The sequence below is a fragment of the Streptomyces sp. NPDC059009 genome (genome assembly GCF_042740175.1).
Taxonomy (GTDB): Bacteria; Actinomycetota; Actinomycetes; order Streptomycetales; family Streptomycetaceae; genus Streptomyces.
In genome coordinates this window covers 51,311-71,503 of sequence record NZ_JBHYJB010000026.1, presented here as the reverse complement: position 1 = coordinate 71,503, position 20,193 = coordinate 51,311, and the positions used below count along the sequence as shown (strand labels likewise).

Annotated in this window: 13 protein-coding genes; 9 read left to right on the top strand and 4 right to left on the bottom strand. The window is 73.2% G+C overall.

Features of this window, described 5'->3' with window-relative positions:
- Nucleotide 1 precedes the first annotated feature (1 nt).
- Together ACFWYM_RS25015 and ACFWYM_RS25010 are read right to left on the bottom strand one after the other, a co-directional pair.
- A complete protein-coding gene (locus ACFWYM_RS25015) occupies nt 2–1,957 on the bottom strand; it encodes a protein kinase (RefSeq protein WP_384841319.1) in 1,956 nt (651 codons plus the stop codon).
- A 125-nt stretch (nt 1,958–2,082) separates the two neighbouring features.
- Nucleotides 2,083–2,370 carry an SDR family NAD(P)-dependent oxidoreductase gene (locus tag ACFWYM_RS25010; RefSeq protein ID WP_384841317.1) on the bottom strand — a complete coding sequence of 96 codons (288 nt, stop codon included), beginning with the start codon at nt 2,368–2,370 and terminating at the stop codon, nt 2,083–2,085.
- A gap of 302 nt (nt 2,371–2,672) precedes the next feature.
- Between ACFWYM_RS25010 and ACFWYM_RS25005 the strand changes: the two genes are divergently transcribed.
- On the top strand, nt 2,673–3,761 hold the full coding sequence (locus ACFWYM_RS25005) for an alpha/beta hydrolase (RefSeq protein WP_384841314.1): 1,089 nt from the start codon (nt 2,673–2,675) through the stop codon (nt 3,759–3,761).
- Between the two features lie 20 nt (nt 3,762–3,781).
- On the top strand, nt 3,782–6,154 hold the full coding sequence (locus tag ACFWYM_RS25000; RefSeq protein WP_384841311.1) for an FAD-dependent oxidoreductase: 2,373 nt from the start codon (nt 3,782–3,784) through the stop codon (nt 6,152–6,154).
- Nucleotides 6,155–6,240: 86 nt separating this feature from the next.
- On the opposite strand, the gene ACFWYM_RS24995 is transcribed toward ACFWYM_RS25000, so the two are convergent.
- Nucleotides 6,241–6,537, bottom strand: coding sequence for a hypothetical protein (locus ACFWYM_RS24995; protein WP_384841308.1), 297 nt, complete (start codon nt 6,535–6,537; stop codon nt 6,241–6,243).
- Between the two features lie 394 nt (nt 6,538–6,931).
- Between ACFWYM_RS24995 and ACFWYM_RS24990 the strand changes: the two genes are divergently transcribed.
- From ACFWYM_RS24990 to ACFWYM_RS24960, 7 genes are read left to right on the top strand one after another with little or no spacing between them, the layout of a single operon-like run.
- Entirely contained in the window at nt 6,932–8,557 is a 1,626-nt protein-coding gene (locus ACFWYM_RS24990) for an ABC transporter substrate-binding protein (protein WP_384841304.1), read from the top strand.
- Between the two features lie 12 nt (nt 8,558–8,569).
- Nucleotides 8,570–9,565, top strand: coding sequence for an ABC transporter permease (locus ACFWYM_RS24985; RefSeq protein WP_384841301.1), 996 nt, complete (start codon nt 8,570–8,572; stop codon nt 9,563–9,565).
- Nucleotides 9,565–11,541, top strand: coding sequence for a dipeptide/oligopeptide/nickel ABC transporter permease/ATP-binding protein (locus ACFWYM_RS24980; protein ID WP_384841298.1), 1,977 nt, complete (start codon nt 9,565–9,567; stop codon nt 11,539–11,541). Before ACFWYM_RS24985 ends, ACFWYM_RS24980 begins: the two co-directional genes overlap by 1 nt.
- Nucleotides 11,538–12,542: an ABC transporter ATP-binding protein gene (locus ACFWYM_RS24975; protein WP_384841295.1), complete on the top strand. Its 1,005-nt coding sequence runs from the start codon at nt 11,538–11,540 to the stop codon at nt 12,540–12,542. Before ACFWYM_RS24980 ends, ACFWYM_RS24975 begins: the two co-directional genes overlap by 4 nt.
- Nucleotides 12,543–12,556: 14 nt before the next feature.
- The gene (locus ACFWYM_RS24970; RefSeq protein WP_384841292.1) at nt 12,557–15,961 is read left to right on the top strand and encodes a serine hydrolase; all 3,405 of its coding nucleotides are present in this window, start codon (nt 12,557–12,559) and stop codon (nt 15,959–15,961) included.
- 1 nt (nt 15,962) lies between these two features.
- A complete protein-coding gene (locus tag ACFWYM_RS24965; RefSeq protein ID WP_384841289.1) occupies nt 15,963–17,180 on the top strand; it encodes a GNAT family N-acetyltransferase in 1,218 nt (405 codons plus the stop codon).
- A gap of 32 nt (nt 17,181–17,212) precedes the next feature.
- A complete protein-coding gene (locus tag ACFWYM_RS24960) occupies nt 17,213–18,904 on the top strand; it encodes a PucR family transcriptional regulator (protein WP_384841286.1) in 1,692 nt (563 codons plus the stop codon).
- Here the strand turns inward: ACFWYM_RS24960 and ACFWYM_RS24955 are convergent.
- Nucleotides 18,843–19,994 (bottom strand): serine hydrolase domain-containing protein, encoded by a 1,152-nt coding sequence (locus tag ACFWYM_RS24955; protein WP_384841283.1) that lies wholly within the window; start codon nt 19,992–19,994, stop codon nt 18,843–18,845. The two genes, ACFWYM_RS24960 and ACFWYM_RS24955, sit on opposite strands and share 62 nt — an antisense overlap.
- Nucleotides 19,995–20,193: the final 199 nt, after the last annotated feature.

Sequence of the window (20,193 nt, the reverse complement as noted above, 5' to 3'; positions counted from 1 at the left end):
GTCAGCGCCGCGGCAGCTGCCGGGCGATGTTCTTCACGACGGTGGCCGCGAACGACCGTGCGCCGTCGCAGAGTTGCTTGTCCGGCTGCGGCGCGTACACGGTCAGCTGGAACAGCTCGACCGTGTGGTCGCCGACGGAGTTCGTGTAGGTGCGGTGCGGTGTCCGGACCGTACAGCTGTCGTCCTCGGCCTCGTCGACGACGGCGTAGCTCCGCGTCCCGGCGACGTCCACCGGCTTGCCGTCCTCGGAGTCGAGCGCGTTGTCGCGGCTGAACTGCAGCTCCACTTCGCGCTCGCCGTCGTCGCTGGACCAGTCGCAGTCCCAGGCGCCGAACCCGCGGTCCTTGTTCTCCGTCCGCACGCCCGGGAGGCGCTTGAGGGCGGTGGCGTCGAGGAGGGTGCAGGCGTCGAGCCGGGCCAGCGACCGCGTGGCGGGCGCCGAGGTGCGGCGGGGCACGGAGCCGTCGGCCAGCACGCCGACCACGTGATCGGTGGCGGCGTCGGCCATGGCGCAGGGGTCGGGGGAACCGCGGCCGAGGTCCTTGCCGATGACGCGGATCTGCTGGTCGTCGCCGGTGCGGACGGCCCGCATGCAGACGTTGTCGTCGCGCTTCAGGCTCACGACCGTGAGGTCGCCGACCGTCCGGGTGGTCAGGGCGCCCTCGAACTCGTCCTGGTCGTCGTCCAGGTTGACCTGGAGGTCGGCGTTGTCGTCGCCGCTGCGGTTCTTCAGCAGCACGTCGCACCGGTCGAACTCGCCGTAGTCCGGGTCGAGTTCGGTGTCGCCGAAGCGGCTCAGCGAGGCGGCCCTCAGCAGGGCGCACGGGTCCGCCGTGCGGGCGTTGCCGACGGTGCCGGGCCGGCCCGCGGCCGAGGACCTGCCGCCGCTGCGATCGCGCGTGCCGCTCCCGTCGTCGGACGCCCACGGACCGAACAGGAACATCCCGGCCGCGGCCGCACCGGCCACCACCGTCGCCGCGGCCGTGATCGCCCACGCGCGGCGGTGCCGGCGTACCGGGCGCGGGAGTTGGAGCATGAACGGGGTCAAGTCCGTCGTACGGCGGCCGCGCCGCGGCAGCCGGAGCGTGAACGTGCGGCTGTCGTCCAGCTGCTGCTGGACGTGCGGGGGCGGCGGGGTGGCCCGTGCAAGGAGCTTCCACGCCCGGGCCGCGTCGGGGCGGTGGCCGGGATCGGCCGCCAGCAGCGCGGTGAGCGGCTCGGTGAGCCGGCCGGACCGGCGCGGGGCCTCGATGTTCCCCTCGACGGCCCGGGCGAGATACGCCATGAGGTGCTCGGCCTCGCCGTACGGGGACCGCCCCTCGACCGCCGTGAACAGCGAGGCGCCCAGCGAGAACACGTCGGCCTTCTCGCCCACGGGCCGTCCCCTGGCCACCTCGGGCGCCAGATACCGGGGCTTGCCGCGCACACTGGCCGTCGTGCTCCGGGAGGCGTCGGCCCGCAGCGCCCGGGAGATCCCGAAGTCGGTGAGCCGGGCCACGCCTTCGCCGGTGACGAGGATGTTCTCCGGCGTCACATCGCCGTGCACCACGCCCTCGCCGTGGGACTTCGCCAGCGCGTCCGCGATCTGGCAGCCGACCGACCCGGCCTCCTCGGGCGTCAGCGGGCCGCGCTCTTCCATGATCTGCGCGAGGCTGCGCGCCGGGACGTACTCCATGATGATCCAGCAGGCGGCGTCCTCGTCGACGAAGTCGAAGACCCCCACGATGTTGGGATGGTGCAGCCTGCCCGCGTGGCGCGCCTCGTACATCAGCCGCCGCGCGGCCCGCTCGTCGTCCAGGCGCGCGCACTTGGCCGCGATCCGCCGCTCGAGCCGCTCGTCCCAGGCCCGCCAGACGACGCCCATGCCGCCGCTGCCGATGGGCTCCTGCAGGAGATACCGGCCGGCGATCCTGTCCCCGGCCTCCGGCGTCACCGGCACCCTGTCACCCTCCCGCATGCGTCCCCACACTCCTGCGACCGGTCACGGACCGTACCCGTCGGATGCCGGGCGGTGATCCGCTTCACAGGACTTCGCCGAGACCTGACGACGAGCTTCACGACAGCGCGGCGGCGAACGCGCCCTCAGACGATGCGCGGTCGACCATGGGAAGCGCCGAGCCCGCCGTCGACCGGAATGTGGGCGCCATTGACGAAGCGGGCGTCGTGGCCGTCGGAGACATCCGCGACGCGCGTGACGACGCGCGACCCCTGCGACGCGTCCGCGGCGGACTGCTTCAGCTTCTCCTCGGTCCGCCCCACGGAGATCACCGTCGCGCCCTCGCGCCCGGACCGGGCCACGGTGGCGGCTCCGATGCCGGACCCGCCGCCGGTGACGATGACGACCTGATCGGTGAATCGGCTCTGGTCCATGTCAACTCCCCATCGGACAGCGGTAGATGAAGGTGCCTCACGAGGCTATGGGCTGTCGCCGGTTCACGGTGGTCGCGTTCCGGACCATTGACGAAGGGTGCGCTCTCCTCAACCCTCAACTCCCGCTGCCGCAGGGCGGATTCCCTTCCTCGCCCCGGCCCACTACGTCTCAGGTTTACGCAGAAATCAACCCACCGCGGGACGTCCCTGCCGTGGCCGAGCCGTAGCTTGCCAAGGAGACAGGGGGGCGCCGTCCTTGATGGCCGGACTCATCGGGGGCGGGTTCCGGGAGGGGAGGGCAGGTGGAGCGGCGCATCATTCCCCGGCACACCGTCGAGGGCGTGCGGGACGCGCGGATCAGCACGCATCCGTTCGGCACCGAGGACGGTCTGACGCTGCACCTGACGCGGTTCCACAGGGGCGCCTGTGACGACGTCGTGCTGCTCGTGCACGGGCTGACCGCGTCCAGCGACCTGTTCATCATGCCCGAGCACGAGAACCTCACGAACTTCCTGCTGGACCACGGCTTCACCGATGTGTGGGCCGTGGACCTGCGGATGAGCAACCGGTACCCCTTCAACACGGAGGCGGGCGACAGCACGCTCGACGACGTCGCCCACTACGACCACCCGGCCGCCCTGGCGGAGTTGCGCCGGCACGTCGGGGACCGGCGCGTCCACGTCATCGCGCACTGCATGGGCTCGACGACCTTCTCGATGAGCCTGTTCGGCGGTGTGGTCGACGGCATCGCGAGCTTCGTCGCCCAGAGCGTCTCGCTGATCGTGCGGGTGCCGACGTGGTCGCGGTGGAAGACGGCGACGGTTCCCCTGCTGGCGCGCGTCGTCCCCGAGGTCGGGCCGCGGATGGCGCATGCGCCACGGTTCAGCCCGGCGTGGACGATCTCCCGGCTGGTGTCCCTCGCGCACCCCGAGTGCGACAACTCGGCCTGCCACATGGTGAGTTTCATGTGGGGCGCCGGCTGGCCCGCGCTCTACAGCCACGACCGGCTGTCACCCGTCACGCACGACCGCATCGGCGACCTCCTCGGGCCGTCGGGGCTGCACTACTACCACCACATCAGCGACATGATCCGGGCCGGCCGCGCGGTCAAGCGCGACCCCGCCGATCCCCGCCACGCCGCGCTGCCCGACGACTATCTGGCCGACGCGGCGCAGCAGCGGACACCGATCCTCTTCCTGACCGGCGACCGCAACCGCGTCTTCGGCGACGCCAACGTCGTGTGCCACCGCGAACTGTCGCGGCACGCCCCCGCGTCGTACGAGCTCGCCGTCCTGCCCGGCTACGGATACGTCGACCCGATCATCGGCAAGGACGCGCACCTGGACGTCTTCCCCGTGATCGTCGACTTCCTGAAGCGGCGGGCGGTCTGACGTGGGGCGGGCGGTCTGACATGGGGCAGAAGAGGAACGGTGGTGCGGAGCACGTGGACGCCGTCGTCGTCGGCTCCGGTTTCGGCGGCTCGGTCGCCGCGTACCGGCTCGCCGAGGCGGGGCGGCGCGTGGTGGTCCTGGAGCGGGGCCGGGCCTACCCGCCGGGCAGCTTCGCGCGCACGCCCGCGCAGGCCGCGCGGGCCTTCTGGGCGCCGGACGACGGCCTGTACGGACTCTTCGACGTGCGCGGATTCCGCGGCTTCGACGCGGTGGTCGCCAGCGGACTCGGCGGCGGCTCCCTCATCTACGCGAATGTGCTGCTGCGCAAGGACGAGCGCTGGTTCGTGGCGGAGCAGCCCCTCGCGGGCGGCGGATACGAATGCTGGCCGGTGACGCGCGCGCAGCTCGACCCGCACTACGACGAGGTGGAGCGGATGCTCGCTCCGGTGCCTTACCCGCTGGACCGCCCCGGATACGCGGACACGGCCAAGACGCATGCGCTGCGCGCGGCCGCGGACCGCCTCGGGCTCGACTTCTCGCTGCCGCCCCTGGCCGTGCGCTTCGCACCGGAGGACGGGGCCGAGCCCCGCACGGGAGCGCCCGTCGCCGCCCCGGAGTACGGCGATCTGCACGGCGTCGGCCGGCGCACCTGCAAACTGTGCGGGGAGTGCAACATCGGCTGCAACGAAGGCGCCAAGAACAGCCTCGACTTCACCTATCTCGCCGCCGCCCGCCGGCACGGCGCCGACCTGCGCACCGGCCACGACGTCCGCCGCATCGGCCCCCGCACGGGCGGCGGGTACGAGGTGCGGTACGTCACCTACGGACCCCAGGACGACGGGCGGCCGGCCGCCGCCGACGACCGGCCGCCGCGCACGCTCACCTGTGACCGTCTCGTCCTGGCCGCGGGCGCGCTCGGCACCACGCACCTGCTGCTGCGCAGCGCCCGGCGGTTCCCGGGGATCAGCACGGCGCTCGGCACCCGCTTCTCCGGCAACGGCGACCTCCTCTCCTTCGCCGTGCGGGCCAAAGGGGCGGACGGCCGCGGCAGGAGCATGGGACCCAGCCGCGGCCCCGTCATCACCGGCACCATCCGGCTGCCCGACGAACTCGACGGCGACGACGCCCTCGGACGCGGGGCGTACATCCAGGACGGGGGCTACCCGGCCTTCGTCACCTGGCTCGTGGAGGCCGCCGACGTCCGGCACGACGCCACCCGAGCCTCCCGGTTCCTGCTGCGCCACCTGGCGGCCCGGGCCACGCGGCGCCCCGAAGTCCGCCTCGCCAAGCCGGTCTCCGACCTCCTGGGAGACGGCGCCCTCTCCGACACGAGCCTCCCGCTGCTCGGGATGGGCCGGGACGTCCCGGACGGCGAACTGCGGCTGCGCGACGGGACCTTGGACGCGACGTGGTCGCCCGCCTCCAGCGCCGCCTACTTCGCCCGCCTCCGCGCGGCGCTGCGGTCCGTCGCCGAGGAGATGGGCGCCCGCTACGCGGACAGCCCCAGCTGGCTGCTCAACCGGACGGTCACCGTGCACCCGTGCGGCGGGAGCCCGATGGGCCGGGACCCGGTCGAGGGAGTCTGTGACACCTTCGGAGAGGTCTACGGGTATCCGGGTCTGTACGTCATGGACGCCGCGGCACTTCCCGGACCGGTCGGCACCAATCCGGCGCTGACCATCGCGGCGCTCGCGGACCGCGCGTGCACGCACCTGCTGGAGCAGGCTTCCGGCGCGACGGCAGCACACCCCGGCTCGCCGGAACGCCCCGCCCACCTCGGCACCTACGTGCCGCACACCTCAGTCCAGTTCACGGAAACCCTGCGCGGACACTGCGCTGTGACGCCGCCCGCGGACGGTTCCGTCGCACACCGTGCCACCGAGGAGCCCTTGTCGGCGCGCCTCACCGTGACCGTCGACGACATCGACGACTTCCTGGACGACCCCGAGCATCCGGCCCGCGCCGACGGCTGGATCGACGCCGACGCACTGGGCGGCCGCCGTCCCGTGGAGAGCGGCGTGGTGAACATCTTCGCGACGGGCACGGCACCGGGGCGCCGCGAACTGCGCTACCGGCTGTATCTTGCGGACGCCGCGCAGCGCCCCTGCACCCTGGTCGGGACGAAGCACCTCGCGCCCGCCCCGGTCACCCGCCTGTGGCCGGACACCACCACGCTCCGCTTCCGGCTGCTGAGCGGACACGTGCCGCAGGGGGCCGAACGCACCGCGCCCCGCATCGGCACGGGCGTGCTCCACATCAGGCCCACCGACTTCCTGCGTCAGCTCACCACGCTGCGCACCACGGGACCGCGCGGCCCCGCGGCACTCGCCCGGTTCCACCGGTTCTTCCTCGACCACCTCTGGAAGCTGTACGGCATCACCTCCCCGCGCTGACACGCGAACGCTCCCGCGCTGACACGCGAACGCTCCTGGGCTGACGCGCGATCGCTCCTGCGCTGACGCGCGAACGCCCCGGGACGTCAACGGTCTTCGACCACGGCCAGGACTCCCACCATGCGATGGAGCCGTCGGCGGGTCCGGGCGGCGTCGGCCCGGTCCACCACGATCTCGGCGGTGGCCCAGGCCGAACGCACGGAATCCGAGGCCGCGTAGGACAGCTCCTGGACCGGCACCGAGCGCAGCGTCGAGACGATCTTGGCAAGGACCTCACGGCTGTCGTGGAGGGTCACGGTGAACCGGCAGGTCGGGCTCTGCGCGGGCGCCGTCTGCGGCAGGGGCCGTGCGCAGGGGGCGGATTCGACGGTGCTGTTCGTCATGGCAGGTGCTTCCTTGTCTCGGTGTTCTGTGGCTCGGCGGGCGGCGTCGTGGCGGGCGAAAACAAAAAGACCCCTCGCTGATCGCGAGAGGTCTGCGTGCGGGCGGTGAGCTGCCGGGAGGGCTTGCCTCCGGGTCACCTCGGGGCCGGCACGCCGAGGCTGGTAATGAGCTGACGCAGCATGGCGCGGATGCTGGCACGGACCGGCGCCCCCGGCAACGCCATCTCACGCTGCGGACACCCCGAGCCACGGCCTGACACAACGTCATGGACCCTCGTATGTCGGCCCCGATGAACGAGCCGCTCCGCCTTGTCGTGGACGACGAAGCCCTCGCCGACCCCGTGCCCTACCTTCCCGACATCACCGGTTCGCAGCCTCGGAAGTGGGGATCCGCATGTCCACGTGGGAGAAGCCAGGCCGACCGCTCGCAACAGCCGTGGGGGCACTGGTCGCGGTCGCCGCGCTGGTGGTCGCCGGGTGCGGGGGGACGGCCGGTTCGGGCACCGCAGCGGGCGGCGCCCTGGCGGACGGCAAGACGTTCACCACGTCCTTCGCCTCCGACCCGGGCACCCTCGACCCGGCGAAGACCGTCATGTCGATCGCCATCGGCATCAACCGCTATCTGTACGACCCGCTGATCCACCTCGACGACCAGGGGGAGCCGGTCGCCGGGCTCGCGCAGAAGTGGCAGGCGACGACCGCGAAGGCCACCTTCACGCTGCGCCCCGGCCTCACCTGCTCCGACGGCAAGCCGCTGACCGCGAGCGAGGTGGCCGCGAACATCAACTACATCGGTGCCCCCAAGAACAAGTCGCCCCTGGCCGGTGTGCAGATCCAGCCGGGCACCACCGCGAAGGCCGACGACAAGCAGCGCACCGTCACCCTCAAGAGCGGCGCCCCCGACGCGTTCCTGCTGCGCAACGCCGGTTCCGTGCCGATCGCCTGCGGCCAGGGGCTGAAGGACCGCACGGCGCTGGCCAAGGGCGGCAAGGAGAGCGGCACCGGCATGTTCACCCTGACCGAGTCGGTGGCGGGCGACCACTACACCCTCACCCGGCGCAAGGACTACGCGTGGGGGCCGGGGGACTTCAAGCGCGACACCAAAGGGCTGCCGGACAAGGTGACGGTCCGGATCATCCCGAACGAGACGACGGCCGCCAACCTGCTCCAGTCGGGCCGGCTCAACGCCGCGGCGATGACCGGCCCCGAGCAGAAGCGCCTCGCCGCCCAGAAGCTGTTCCACGCCGATGTGCAGGCGCCGCTGGGCGAGTTGTGGTTCAACCAGGCCACGGCCCGCCCCGGCGCGGACGAGAAGGTGCGCCGGGCGCTGGTCCAGGCGCTGAACCTGTCCGACGTCGGCAAGGTCATCACCAACGGCACCGGAAAGCCCTCCCAGGGCATGCTCACCGACGAACCACGGGCCTGCACCGGCGACGCCGTCACCGGAAACCTCCCCGAACACGACCTGGCGGCGGCCAAGTCCGCGCTGGACAAGGCCGGTTGGCGGCCGGGCGCCGGAGGGACCCGTACCAGGAACGGCAAGAAGCTCACCATCGGCCTGATGTACGGCTCCCAGCACGGAGCCACCATGGCCGCGGGCGCCGAGCTGATCCAGAAGGCGTGGCAGAGCGTCGGGGCCGAGGTCAAGCTGAAGCCGCTGGACAGCCCAGGAATCAACAGCGCGCTCTTCGGCTCCGGCGACTGGGACGTCTCCATGGGCCCCGTCGCCCTCTCCGTACCCACCCAGCTCGTCCCCTTCATGAGCGGGCCGACCCCGCCGAAGGGCGTGAACTTCGCCGGAGTCGACAACGCCTCGTACCAGAGCCTCGTGCAGAAGGCGTCCGCCGAGGTCGGGGCCGCCGGGTGCGCGCAGTGGCAGCAGGCCGAGGAGTCACTGGTCGAGCACGTCGACGTGGTGCCGTACTACAACTCGCTCACGCCCGTCTTCGGCAAGGCGGCCCGCTTCAAGGTCAGCCAGGGCGCGATCGTCCCGTCCTCGATCCGCATGTACGCCAACTAGGAGGCCGGTTCGATGACGACTGCGACGGTCGGCGGGGCCCCGCCGCTCCCCGCGTGGCGCGGCAACCGGTGGCTGCTGTTCGCCCTGCGGCGCTCGGCCCGCCTCATGGTGTCGCTGTGGGCGCTCGTGACCGCGGCGTTCCTGATGATCCACCTCATCCCCGGCGACCCGGTGCGCGCCGCCCTGGGCATGACCGCCTCGCCGGAGACGGTCGCGGCACGGCGCACCGAGCTCGGTCTCGACGATCCGCTGTGGCAGCAGTATCTGCACTTCCTGAGCGGGCTGTTCAGCGGCGATCTGGGTAGCTCCACCATCAGCGGGCAGCCCGTGGCGCAGACGATCGGCGAGCGACTGCCCGCCACCCTCCAACTGGCCGGTCTCGCCTTCTTGTCGGCGCTGGCCGTCGCGGTGCCGCTGGGCACGGTGATGGCGGCCCTGACGCGGGGCGGGCGCCGCCGCGGTGCCGAACTCACCTTCACCTCGGTCAGTGTGTTCCTGGCCGTCGTACCGGAGTTCCTGCTCGCGGTCGTGCTGGCCTATGTGTTCGCGGTGCGGCTCGGCTGGTTCCCCGTGGCGGGCCGGGAGGGGCCGGGCTCGTACGTGCTGCCGGTCCTGGCCCTGGCCATCGGTCCCGCCTCGGTCCTCGCCCGGATCGGGCGGGTGGAGATGCTGTCGGTCCTGGGCCAGGACTACGTGCGCACCGCGCGCGCCAAGCGGCTGCCCCCGCGCCGCGTGTACCTGCGGCACGCCCTGCCGGGCGCCCTCACCGCCACGCTCACGCTCGGCGGACTGCTGCTCTCCGCCATGGTCGCGGGCACCGTGCTGGTGGAGAACGTGTTCGCCTGGCCCGGCCTCGGCTCGACGATCGTGCAGTCCATCCTGCAGAAGGACTATCCGCTGGTGCAGGGCATCGTGCTCGTCTACGGGGCCGGGGTGCTGGCCGTGAACCTGCTGGTCGATGTGGCGCTCGCGGTGCTCGACCCGCGCTCGGCGATCAGGGAGGTCTGATGTCCGTGTCGAGTACCCGGCCTCGTTCCCGGCGCCGCTCCCGGCCCCGCTCCCGATGGACGGCCGTCGCCCGCACACCCGTGGGCGCCTGCGCCGGGCTGTTGCTCCTCGCGGTGGTCCTCCTGGCCGTCCTCGCCCCGGTCCTGTGGGGCGACCGGGCCTCCGTGGTGGACACGGCCGCCATCCAGCAAGGGCCTTCCTCCGCCCACCCGTTGGGCACGGACAACCTGGGCCGCGACATCCTCTACCGCGTGCTGGTCGCCACCCGCCTCTCGCTGCTCCTTGCGGTGGCGGCGACGCTGCTGGGCGTGGTCGTGGGGCTGGTGCTGGGGACGGTGCCCTCGGTGCTGCCGCGCCGGGCGGGGAGGTGGGTGACCTCGGTGGTGAACATCGCCGTCGCCTTCCCCGGCCTGCTGCTCGCCCTCTTCTTCGCGGTCATCTTCGGCGTGGGCGCGACGGGCGCGGTGCTGGCGATCGGCCTGGCGATGGCGCCCGCGTTCGCGCGGCTCACCCAGACGCTGAGCGCGTCGGTCGTGGGCCGGGACTTCGTGGCGGCGGCCCGGACCGTCGGGGTCGGCCGGATCCGGCTCCTCGTCCGGCACATCGTGCCCCACATCTCCGAGCCGCTGGCCGTCAACGCCACCATCGGCGCGGGCAGTTCACTCCTAGCCTTCGCCGGACTCTCGTTCCTCGGGCTCGGCGTGCAGGCGCCGGAGTACGACTGGGGGCGGCTGCTCGGGGAGGGCCTGGGCCGCATCAGCCTCACCCCCGCGCCCGCGCTCGCGCCTTGTGTGGCGGTCGTCGTCACCGGCCTCGCCTTCAACCTCTTCGGCGAAGCCGCGGCGGCCGCACTCGGCGTACGCACCCTGTCGCACCGCACCGTCGGCCCCCGCCCCGTTCCGCGGCCCGCCCCCGACGCCGCCGCCGCGCACCGGCCGGACAGTGACCGACAGCCCGTCCTCGCGGTGGAGCACCTGCGGGTCGCCTTCCCCGGGCCCACCGGATGGACCACCCCCGTACGCGGCGTCAGCTTCACCGTCCACCCGGGCGAGGCCGTCGGCGTGGTGGGGGAGTCGGGCTCGGGCAAGAGCGTGACCGCGATGGCCGTCTCCCGGCTCATCGAGCCACCCGCCCAGGTCGCGGCCGCACGGCTGGAGTTCGGCGGCACACCGCTGCTCGACACCGAACAGCACGTGCTACGGCCGCTGTTGGGGACCTCGCTCGCCATGGTCTTCCAGGACCCGATGTCCTCGTTCCACCCGGGCATGACCATCGGACGGCAGCTCGCCGAGGTCGCCGAACAGCACCAACACCTGTCCCGGCGTGGCGCGTTCGCGCGTGCCGTGGACCGGCTGCGCGCCGTGCGCGTGCCCGCGCCGGAGCGGCGGGCGCGGCAGTACCCGTACGAGTTCTCCGGCGGCATGCGCCAGCGCGCGATGATCGGCATGGGACTGATGGGCGACCCCCGGCTGATCATCGCCGACGAGCCCACCACCGCCCTCGACGTCACCGTGCAACGGCAAGTGCTGCGCCTGCTCACCGAGGTGCGCTCCGAGCGCGGCACCGCCGTCCTGCTCATCAGCCACGACATCACGGTCGTCGCCCAGAACTGCGACCGGGTGCTCGTCATGTACGCGGGCCGGATCGTCGAAGACCTGCCCGCCGCGGACCTGTTCACCGCCGCACGCCACCCCTATACGCGGGCCCTGCTGGCCGCCGTGCCCGACCTCGACACCGACCGCACCCGCCCGCTGGCCGTGATCCCCGGCCGCCCGCCGGAACCGGACCAGGTACCCCAAGGGTGCGCGTTCGCGCCCCGCTGCCCCTACGTCGACGAGCACTGCCGCCGCGAGGACCCCGAGCCGGTCACACACACCATCGGACACCGCATCGCCTGCCGGCACCCCGTCGCGGACGACGAGACCGCACGGGTCGAGAAGAGCACGACGAAGAGCACGACCGGAGGGACGGCATGAGCGAGCTCGTCTTCGATCAGGTGAGCGTGCGCTACGGCGCCCGCCACCACGCCCTGACCGCCGTGGACGGCGCGAGCCTGACGGTGCCGTCCGGTCAAGTGGTGGGCCTGGTGGGGGAGTCGGGCTCGGGCAAGTCGACGCTGGCCCGCGCCGCCGTCGGACTCGCGCCGGTCAGCACGGGCCGCATCCTGCTCGACGGCAGCGACGTGCGCCGGCTCCGCGGGCGGCGCCGCCCCGTGCAGATGGTCTTCCAGGACCCCTACTCCTCCCTCGACCCGCGCATGAGCATCGGGGACTCCATCGCCGAGGCGCTGCCCCGCGCACGCCCACGCGGCCTGCGTGGCAAGGCGGTTCGCCGGGCCGAGGTCGCCCGGCTCCTTGCACAGGTCAACCTCGATCCGGAGCGGGCCGTGCTGCTGCCCGGACAGCTCTCCGGCGGTCAGCGCCAGCGCGTCGCCGTCGCCCGGGCCCTCGCCGGGCAGCCGCAGGTCGTCATCGCCGACGAGATCACCTCCGCGCTCGACGTCTCCGTCCAGGGCACCGTCCTCAACATGCTCAGCGACGTGCAGCGGCAGCTGAACCTGACCATGCTGTTCATCTCGCACAACCTGGCCGTGGTCCGCTACCTCAGCGACCACATCGCCGTGATGTATCTGGGCAGGATCGTCGAAGCCGGTCCCACCGAGGAGGTCCTCGCCGATCCACGCCATCCCTACACCCGCGACCTGCTGGCCGCCGTGCCGAGCCGCACCTCACCGGCACCGGCCGACCGACCGCCCGCCCCGGAACCCGCCGCCCTCGCGGCGGCCGAACCCGCCGATCCGCACCACCCGCCACCCGGCTGCCGCTACCACCCGCGCTGCCCCGCGGGCCCCCTCGTCCACGCCGGCCGCGACCTGTGCCGCACCTCGGACCCCGCCGAGGGCGCCGGGCGCCGACCCCACCACGCGGCCTGCCACTTCACGACCCCCGTACCGCCCTCGCCATCACTCCGTCCATGAGGAGACCGCACACCGTGACGCGACGCCTGGGCCTCGACGACCTCTCTGCCATCGCGCTGCCGGAGCAGCCCGCACTGTCCCCGGACGGCACGCGCATCGTGTACGTGCTGCGCACCACCGACCCCCAACGTGACCGCGACATACGGGAGTTGTGGACGGTCCCGACCGGCGGAGGGACGGCGCGCCGGCTCACCCGCGGACCCGCCGACACCGCACCGGCATGGTCGCCCGACGGCCGCCGGCTCGCGTTCCTGCGCGGCGGCGACGGCCCGCCGCAGCTGTGGCTGCTGCCCGCGGAGGGCGGCGAACCCGAGCCGCTCACCGACCTCCCGGCGGGCGCCGGAGCACCGGTGTGGAGCCCGGACGGCATCGCGATCGCCTTCACGGCCCCGGTCGACAGCCGTCACGCGGAGGCGGTCCCCGCACGGACCCCGCCTCCCGTCGTGACGGACCGGATCGACCACAAGGCCGACGGACCGGGCCTGTGGGGCACGGTCCGCCAGCACCTGCACCTCGTGGACCTCGACAGCCGTGCGGTACGCCGGCTCACCCACGGCGACTGGCACGCGGGCGGCCCGGCCTGGTCGCCCGACGGGCACAGCCTCGCCTTCTGCGCGGCACGCGACGCCGACGCGGACCTGACGCTGCGCTCCGCCGCGTACGTCATCAACTGCGCGACCCCCGGCGCCGAACCGCGCCTCGTCGGCAGTAGCAAGGGCATCGCGCAGACCGCCACCTGGACCGCCGACGGCGACGCCCTGCTGGTCGTCGGCCGCGCGGACACCGCCCTCGGCCACGCGAGCGTGCTGCGCGTCCCGCTGCACGGCGGCGCGCCCGTCGACCTCACCGCCGGACTCGACCGCAATGTGATGCCCGGCGGCCCCGGCTACCCGGGAGCCCCGCCCCGGACGGTGAGCGAAGGACGGGTGCTGTTCTGCGTACGGGAGCGGGGCTGCACCCACCTGTACGCGATGAACACCGACTGCGGCGCGCCCCGGGTGCTGCTCGGCGGCGCGGGCCGCGTCGTCTCCGGCCTGGCCACCGCCGAGGACACCGCCGCCGTCGTCCTCGCGACCCCCACGTCGTACGGGGAGATCGCCACCGTCGAGCTCTCCACCGGCCGCGAGCAGGTGCTCACCCGGCACGGCGCGGGGCTGGGGGAGGTGGAGCTCTTCGCGCCGCAGGAACGGGAGTTCACGATCTCCGACGGCACCACGGTGCACGGCTGGCTGCTGCGCGACCCGGCCGTCACCGGCCCCACTCCCCTGCTGCTCGACATCCACGGCGGCCCGCACAACGCCTGGAACGGCGCGGCCGACCCCTTCCACCCCTACCACCAGGTCCTGGCGGCCCGCGGCTGGTCGGTGCTGCTGCTCAACCCTCGGGGCAGCGACGGCTACGGCGAGGCGTTCTACACCGCCGCGCGCGGCAAGTGGGGCCGGGCCGACGCACCCGACCTCCTCCAACCGCTGGACGCGCTGGTGGCCGAACAGGTCGCCGATCCACGCCGGTTGGCCGTCGCGGGCTACAGCTACGGCGGCTATCTGACCTGCTACCTCACCAGCCGCGACCACCGCTTCGCCGCGGCCGTCGCCGGAGGCGTGGTGAGCGACCTGACCAGCATGTGCGGCACCAGCGACATGGGCCACGCGCTGGCCACCGCCGAGCTGGGCGGCCCGCCCTGGCAGCACCGCGACCGCTACGCGGAACTCTCCCCGTACACGCGCGTGGAGGACGTCCGCACCCCGACGCTGGTGGTGCACGGCGCCGACGACGAACGCTGCCCGGCCGGCCAGGCCGAGCAGTGGTTCACCGCACTGCGCGAACGCGGCGTGCCCGCACGCCTGGTGCTCTACCCGGGCGGCTCACACCTGTTCCTGCTCGACGGGCCGCCCTCCCACCGCCGCGACCTCGCCCACCGCATCGTCGACTGGGTCGAACACCACACCGCCGAGCCCGGACACCCCGCCCGCGCCCCGCTCGACCTCGCCCACTGGCAGCGGCGGCTGACCGAACTGGCCGCCCGGCACCGGGTACCGGGCGCCGTCCTGGGCATCGCCCGCGGCGACGACACGGCGACAGCCGCCTGCGGAGTGCTCAACAGGGACACCGGCGCGCACGTCACCGAGGACTCCCTCTTCCAGATCGGCTCCATCACCAAGGTGTGGACCACCACCCTGGTCATGCAGCTCGTCGACGAGGGGAAGCTCGACCTCGACGCCCCCGTCGCCGACGTCTTGCCGGAGCTGCGCCTGTCCGACCCGGCCGTGGCCAAGCAGGTGACCATGCGGCATCTGCTCACCCACACCAGCGGCATAGACGGCGACGTCTTCACCGACACCGGCCGCGGCGACGACTGCCTCGAGCGCTACGTCGACCACCTGGACACGGCGGCGGCACAGATCCACCCGATGGGCGCGACCTTCTCCTACTGCAACTCGGGCTTCGTCCTCGCCGGCCGGGTCGTCGAGAAGCTCACCGGCACGAGTTGGGACAGCGCCCTGCGCGAGCGGCTGTGCGCACCCCTGGGGCTGACGCACACCGTCACGCTGCCGGAGGAGGCGCTGCGGTTCGCCGCCGCGATGGGGCATGCCGCGCAGGGCGACCAGGACCCGCGGCCCGTCGCGGCCTGGGGCCTGCCCCGCTCGGCCGGACCCGCCGGGCTGATCACCGCCAGGGCCGCCGACGTCCTGGCCTTCGCCCGCCTGCACCTCGCCGGTGGCACCGCCGCGGACGGCACCCGCGTCCTGTCGCAGCGGGCCGCGCGCGCGATGACCGAGAAGCAGGTCGACCTGCCGGACGTGCACTCGCTCGGGGACTCGTGGGGGCTGGGCTGGATCCGCTTCGACGGCGGCGGCCGCCGGGCCGATGACGGTGACCATCGGGGCGACGGTGGCGGTCACCGGGCCGATGGCGGCGGTCACCGGCTCATCGGACATGACGGCAACACCCTCGGCCAGTCCGCCTTCCTGCGGCTGCTGCCCGAACAGGACCTCGCCGTCACCCTCCTCACCAACGGCGGGGGAGCGCGCGACCTGTATCTGGAGCTGTTCGGGGAGATCTTCGAGGAGCTGGCCGGGGTCACGCTGCCGCGGCCGTTGCAGCCATCGGCCGAGCCCCCGGCGCTGGATGGCGGCAGCCGCCTCGGTCGCCACCTCGGCCGGTACGAGCGGGCCGGTGCACGCTTCGAGGTCCTGGAGGGCGCCGACGGGCTGCGGCTGCGGCACACGGTGACGGGGCCGCTCGCCGCGCTGGTGCCCGAGACGGTGCAGGAGGTGGACCTGGTGCCCGTGACCGGTGACCTCTTCGTCGTACGGCTGCCCGGCAGCACGGCGTGGACCCCGGTGACCTTCTACGCGCTCCTGACCGGCGAGCCGTATCTGCACTTCGGCGTGCGCGCGACCCCGAAGGTGTCCTGACGTGAGACGGCAGCACACCATGACGGGCGCGGCGGCGGGCACGTCGGCGGGCGCGTCAGCGGGCACCTGGTGGGCCACGGAAGCCGCGCACCGTATCGCGGCGGACGCGCTGGCCGCCGCCGAGGCCGCGGCGGACGCGGCCGGGTGCCTCGTGCGACCGATCAGCGCCCTGCCGGAGCTGGAGGCGACCTGCCGTCTGTTCCACGGCATTTGGCAGCCGGGCGCCGAGAACGGCCTGGCCACCACCGAACTGCTGCGCGCCATGGACAAGGCGGGCAGCTATGTGGCGGCGGCCTTCGACAGGGAGGCGGCCACGGGAGCTCGGGGCGGGGGAGGAGCCCTCGCGGGCCAAGCAGCTCTTGTCGGCGAGGGAGCTCTCGCGGGCGAGGGAGTCCTCGCAGAAGGAGGGGCTCGTGGCGCAGGAGGGGCCCGTGGAACAGGAGGGGCTCTCGCCGACGGCAGCGGTGAACTGGTCGGCGCCTGCATCGGATTCTTCGGCCCGCCGCCCGACGGCTCTCTCCACAGCCACATCGCGGGCGTCTCGGCCCGGATGCGCGGCCGCAGCGTCGGCTTCGCCCTCAAGACGCACCAGCGCGCCTGGGCCCTGGAGCGCGGCGCCACCCAGGTCTCCTGGACCTTCGACCCGCTGGTGCGGCGCAACGCCTACTTCAACATCGGCAAGCTGGCCGCCCGGCCCGCCCAGTACCTGCCCAACTTCTACGGCCGCATGGACGACGGCATCAACGGCGCCGACGACACCGACCGCCTGCTGGTGGAATGGCCGTTGGCCGCGCCCGAGGTGGCCGCGGCATGCCACGGCCGTCCCCGGCCCGCCGACGCCACGGGAGAACGGGCACGCGGCACCGCGATCGCCCTCGGCACCACCCCCGGCGGCCGCCCGCACGCGCACCCCGTCACCGGGTCGGGGTCGCGGTGCCTGGTCGCCGTGCCCGACGACATCGAGCAACTGCGCCGCACGGACCCGCCGTCCGCGGCCGACTGGCGCGCCGCCGTGCGCGAGACCCTCGGCGGGCTCCTCGCCGACGGCTGGCAGGTCGCGGGCTTCGACCGCGCCGGCTGGTACCTGCTCGCCCGTCCGTCTGTGACCGTTGCGGCTCCAGCGGCTCCTGCGGTTGCTGCGGCTCCTGCGGCCGATCCCTTGTCGCAACCGACCACAGCACCGCACAATCCCGTCGACACCGACGAAGAGCGGCCGTGAACTCGGCCTGGGGGGCGGGGAGTACGGACACCGTGAACAGCAGAGAGCCGCGGGCCGGCCTCAGACGGGTCCTGGAGGACCTCGGCACCACCCTGCTCGACCTCGTGTGCGGCGACCCGGACACGGCGGACGCCATCGGCGGGGTGGTCATCCACGATCCGCTGGACGAACCGGTGCTGCCCCGGCAGGCGCTGGTGCTCGGCATCGGCGTCGAGGGGCCGGACGAGACCGCCCGGCTGCTCGACGCCCTGGGCGACACCGGCGCGGCGGCGCTGGTGGTCCGCGCCCCGGCACCCGCCGACGCGACGGTGACGGCGGCCGCCGAACGCTCCGGCGTCGCCCTGCTCGCCCTGACCCGCGGCGCCTCCTGGGCCCAACTCACCGCCCTGCTACGCTCGTTGCTGGCGGACGGCGACGTCGGCGAGGCAGGTCCGCAGACGCTCGGCGGCACCCCGTCCGGCGACCTGTTCGCGCTGGCCAACGCGGTGGCCGCACTCATCGACGCCCCCGTCACCATCGAGGACCGCAGCTCCCGCGTGCTTGCCTTCTCGGGCCGCCAGGACGAGGCCGACCCGTCCCGCGTGGAGACCGTCCTGGGCCGCCAGGTGCCCGAGCGCTTCACCCGCTTCCTGGAGGACAGCGGCATCTTCCGCTCCCTCTACCGCAGCGACCAGCCGGTCCACGTCGCCCCGCCGAAGACCGACGAGTTCCACGTCCCGCGCGCCGCCATCGCCGTGCGCGCGGGCGACGAGGTGCTCGGCTCGATCTGGGCCGCCGTCCGCACTCCGCTCACCCCGCAGCGCGGCCGGGCGCTGCACGACGCCGCCAACCTGGTGGCCCTGCACCTGCTGCGGCTGCGTGCCGGTGCCGACGTGGAGCGCCGGCTCCGGGCCGACCTGGTCGCCACCGCCCTGGAAGGCGGACCCGGCGCGACCGAGGCGCTCAGCCGCCTCGGCCTGACCGACTACGCGGGCGTCGTCCTCGCCCTGGCCGTCCCGGACCCGCCCGAACTGACCGGCTCGCCCGACCTGCACGCCCAGCACACCGCCGAACGCCAGCGCCTGGCCGACGCCTTCGCCATGCACCTCTCCGCCATCCACGCCCGCGCCGCCACCGCCCTCATCGGCGACGTCGCGTACGGCATCCTCCCCGTGCCCCACCACCAGCCGGACGCTGAGGACCGGGCGGCCCGCACCGGCACCGACTTCCTCACTCGCATCGGCGACCGCCTGACCCCGCTCATCGGCATCGGCCCCACCGCCCACGACGCCGGGGCACTGGCCCGCTCCCGCGAAGGAGCCGACCGCGCCCTGCGCGTCCTGCGCAGCAACAGCGGCAGCCGCCGCCTCGCCCGCATCACGGACGTCCACGTCGAGGCGCTCCTCCTGGACCTCGCCGACCTCGCCGCCGAACGCGGCGACCCGCCCACCGGCCCCCTGGCCCGGCTCCTCGCCTACGACCGCGACCACGACGCCCAACTGGTCGACACCCTCCGGGCCTGGCTCAACGCCTTCGGCGACGTCCCGGCCGCCGCCGAGACGATGTACGTCCACCAGAACACCTTCCGCTACCGCCTGCGCCGCGCCACCGAGGTCGCCGAGGCCGACCTCGCCGACCCCGATGTGCGCTTCGCGCTGATGCTGCAGCTGCGGCTGGGGCCGCCTACTTCGGGCAGTACTCGGCCTCGATCACCGACTGTGTGTCGCCCGCCCAGTCGCCGTTGAAGTTGAAGGCGAGGCCGTGCTTGCCGTCCGGCGTGGTCACGGCCTGGGACGCCGACCCCTGGATGTTGCCGCCGTGCCCCCACACCGACGTACCGCAGGACAGGTCGAACTCCATCAGCCCGAGCCCGTAGCCCGAGAACGGCGCACCGCTGACCGGCACGGTGGTCTTCATCTCCTTGAGCTGCTCCGCGGGCAGCAGCTTGCCGCCCAGGAGGGCCGCGTAGAAGCGGTTCAGATCACCGGAATCGGAGATCATCGCGCCCGCCGGGCCGGCCGCCGACGGATTGAGCTCGGTGACGTCGTACGTCGGGTCCGCCGGCTGCGGCTGCAGGGACAGCTTCGAGTACGCGCGGGCACTCGGCTGCGGCATCGCGGAGGCGGTGCGGGGGACCGAGGTGGCGGTCAGGCCGAGGGGCTTCACGACGCGCTGCTGGACCTCGTGCTCGTACGACGTGCCCGTCACCTTCTCGATGACCATTCCGGCCAGGGCGTAATTGGTATTGGAATAGCTCCAGTTGGAGCCCGGCTCGAAGGACGGCTGGTGCCGCATGGCGATGCCGACCAACTGTGCGGGGGTGTAGGTGTCGTAGCGGTGCTCCAGGAACTTCTTGGTGAAGCCGTTCTCCAGGAACTCCGGATCGGTGACGTAGTTGAAGATCCCGCTGGTGTGGTTGAGCAGCTGCCGCACGCTGATCCGGCTGCCGTCGTTGCCATTGCCCCGCACCACGCCCGGCAGCCACTTCTCGACGGTGTCGTCGAGGTCGAGCTTGCCCTCCGCCTCCAGCTGGAGCAGGACCGTCGAGACGAAGGTCTTGGTCATGCTGCCGATCCGGTAGCGGTCGAACGCGGAGCGCGGCTGGCCGGTCTTGAGGTTCCCGACCCCCGAACTGCCCGGCCAGACCGAGGCGCCCTCCTTGACCTGCCCGGCGACCCCGGGCACCCCCGCCTTCACCGCGGCGTCCATGGCCTGCTGGGTCTGCGTGTGCCCGACGCCGCTGCCGGCCGCCGCGGGCGACGTGAACGAAGCGGCGGTCAGGGCCGCCGCTGCCACCAGCCCCACCGCGCCGACCCGTGCTGTGCGCACTGCCATGTGCTTCCCCTTTCGGTTGCCGATTCCTCGAACCGGTGATCCGGAAGGTAGGGGAAGCGGGAAGGCCACAGCTTCGTCGCGGGCGACAACGTGGGGAGGGGCGGTCATCGGGCCCTACGAACGCTTTCGTCGACCTTGCAGATGGGTGCGGCTTACCCTGAGCGGCACCACATCACAAGAAGCGAGCCAGCCCATGACC

Excerpts from the sequence above, each read along its gene's own strand:
- ACFWYM_RS25015 (WP_384841319.1), bottom strand. The coding sequence starts at position 1,957 with ATGCGGGAGGGTGACAGGGTGCCGGTGACGCCGGAGGCCGGGGACAGG.
- ACFWYM_RS25010 (WP_384841317.1), bottom strand. The coding sequence starts at position 2,370 with ATGGACCAGAGCCGATTCACCGATCAGGTCGTCATCGTCACCGGCGGC.
- ACFWYM_RS25000 (WP_384841311.1), top strand. The coding sequence starts at position 3,782 with ATGGGGCAGAAGAGGAACGGTGGTGCGGAGCACGTGGACGCCGTCGTC.
- ACFWYM_RS24995 (WP_384841308.1), bottom strand. The coding sequence starts at position 6,537 with ATGACGAACAGCACCGTCGAATCCGCCCCCTGCGCACGGCCCCTGCCG.
- ACFWYM_RS24990 (WP_384841304.1), top strand. The coding sequence starts at position 6,932 with ATGTCCACGTGGGAGAAGCCAGGCCGACCGCTCGCAACAGCCGTGGGG.
- ACFWYM_RS24985 (WP_384841301.1), top strand. The coding sequence starts at position 8,570 with ATGACGACTGCGACGGTCGGCGGGGCCCCGCCGCTCCCCGCGTGGCGC.
- ACFWYM_RS24980 (WP_384841298.1), top strand. The coding sequence starts at position 9,565 with ATGTCCGTGTCGAGTACCCGGCCTCGTTCCCGGCGCCGCTCCCGGCCC.
- ACFWYM_RS24975 (WP_384841295.1), top strand. The coding sequence starts at position 11,538 with ATGAGCGAGCTCGTCTTCGATCAGGTGAGCGTGCGCTACGGCGCCCGC.
- ACFWYM_RS24955 (WP_384841283.1), bottom strand. The coding sequence starts at position 19,994 with ATGGCAGTGCGCACAGCACGGGTCGGCGCGGTGGGGCTGGTGGCAGCG.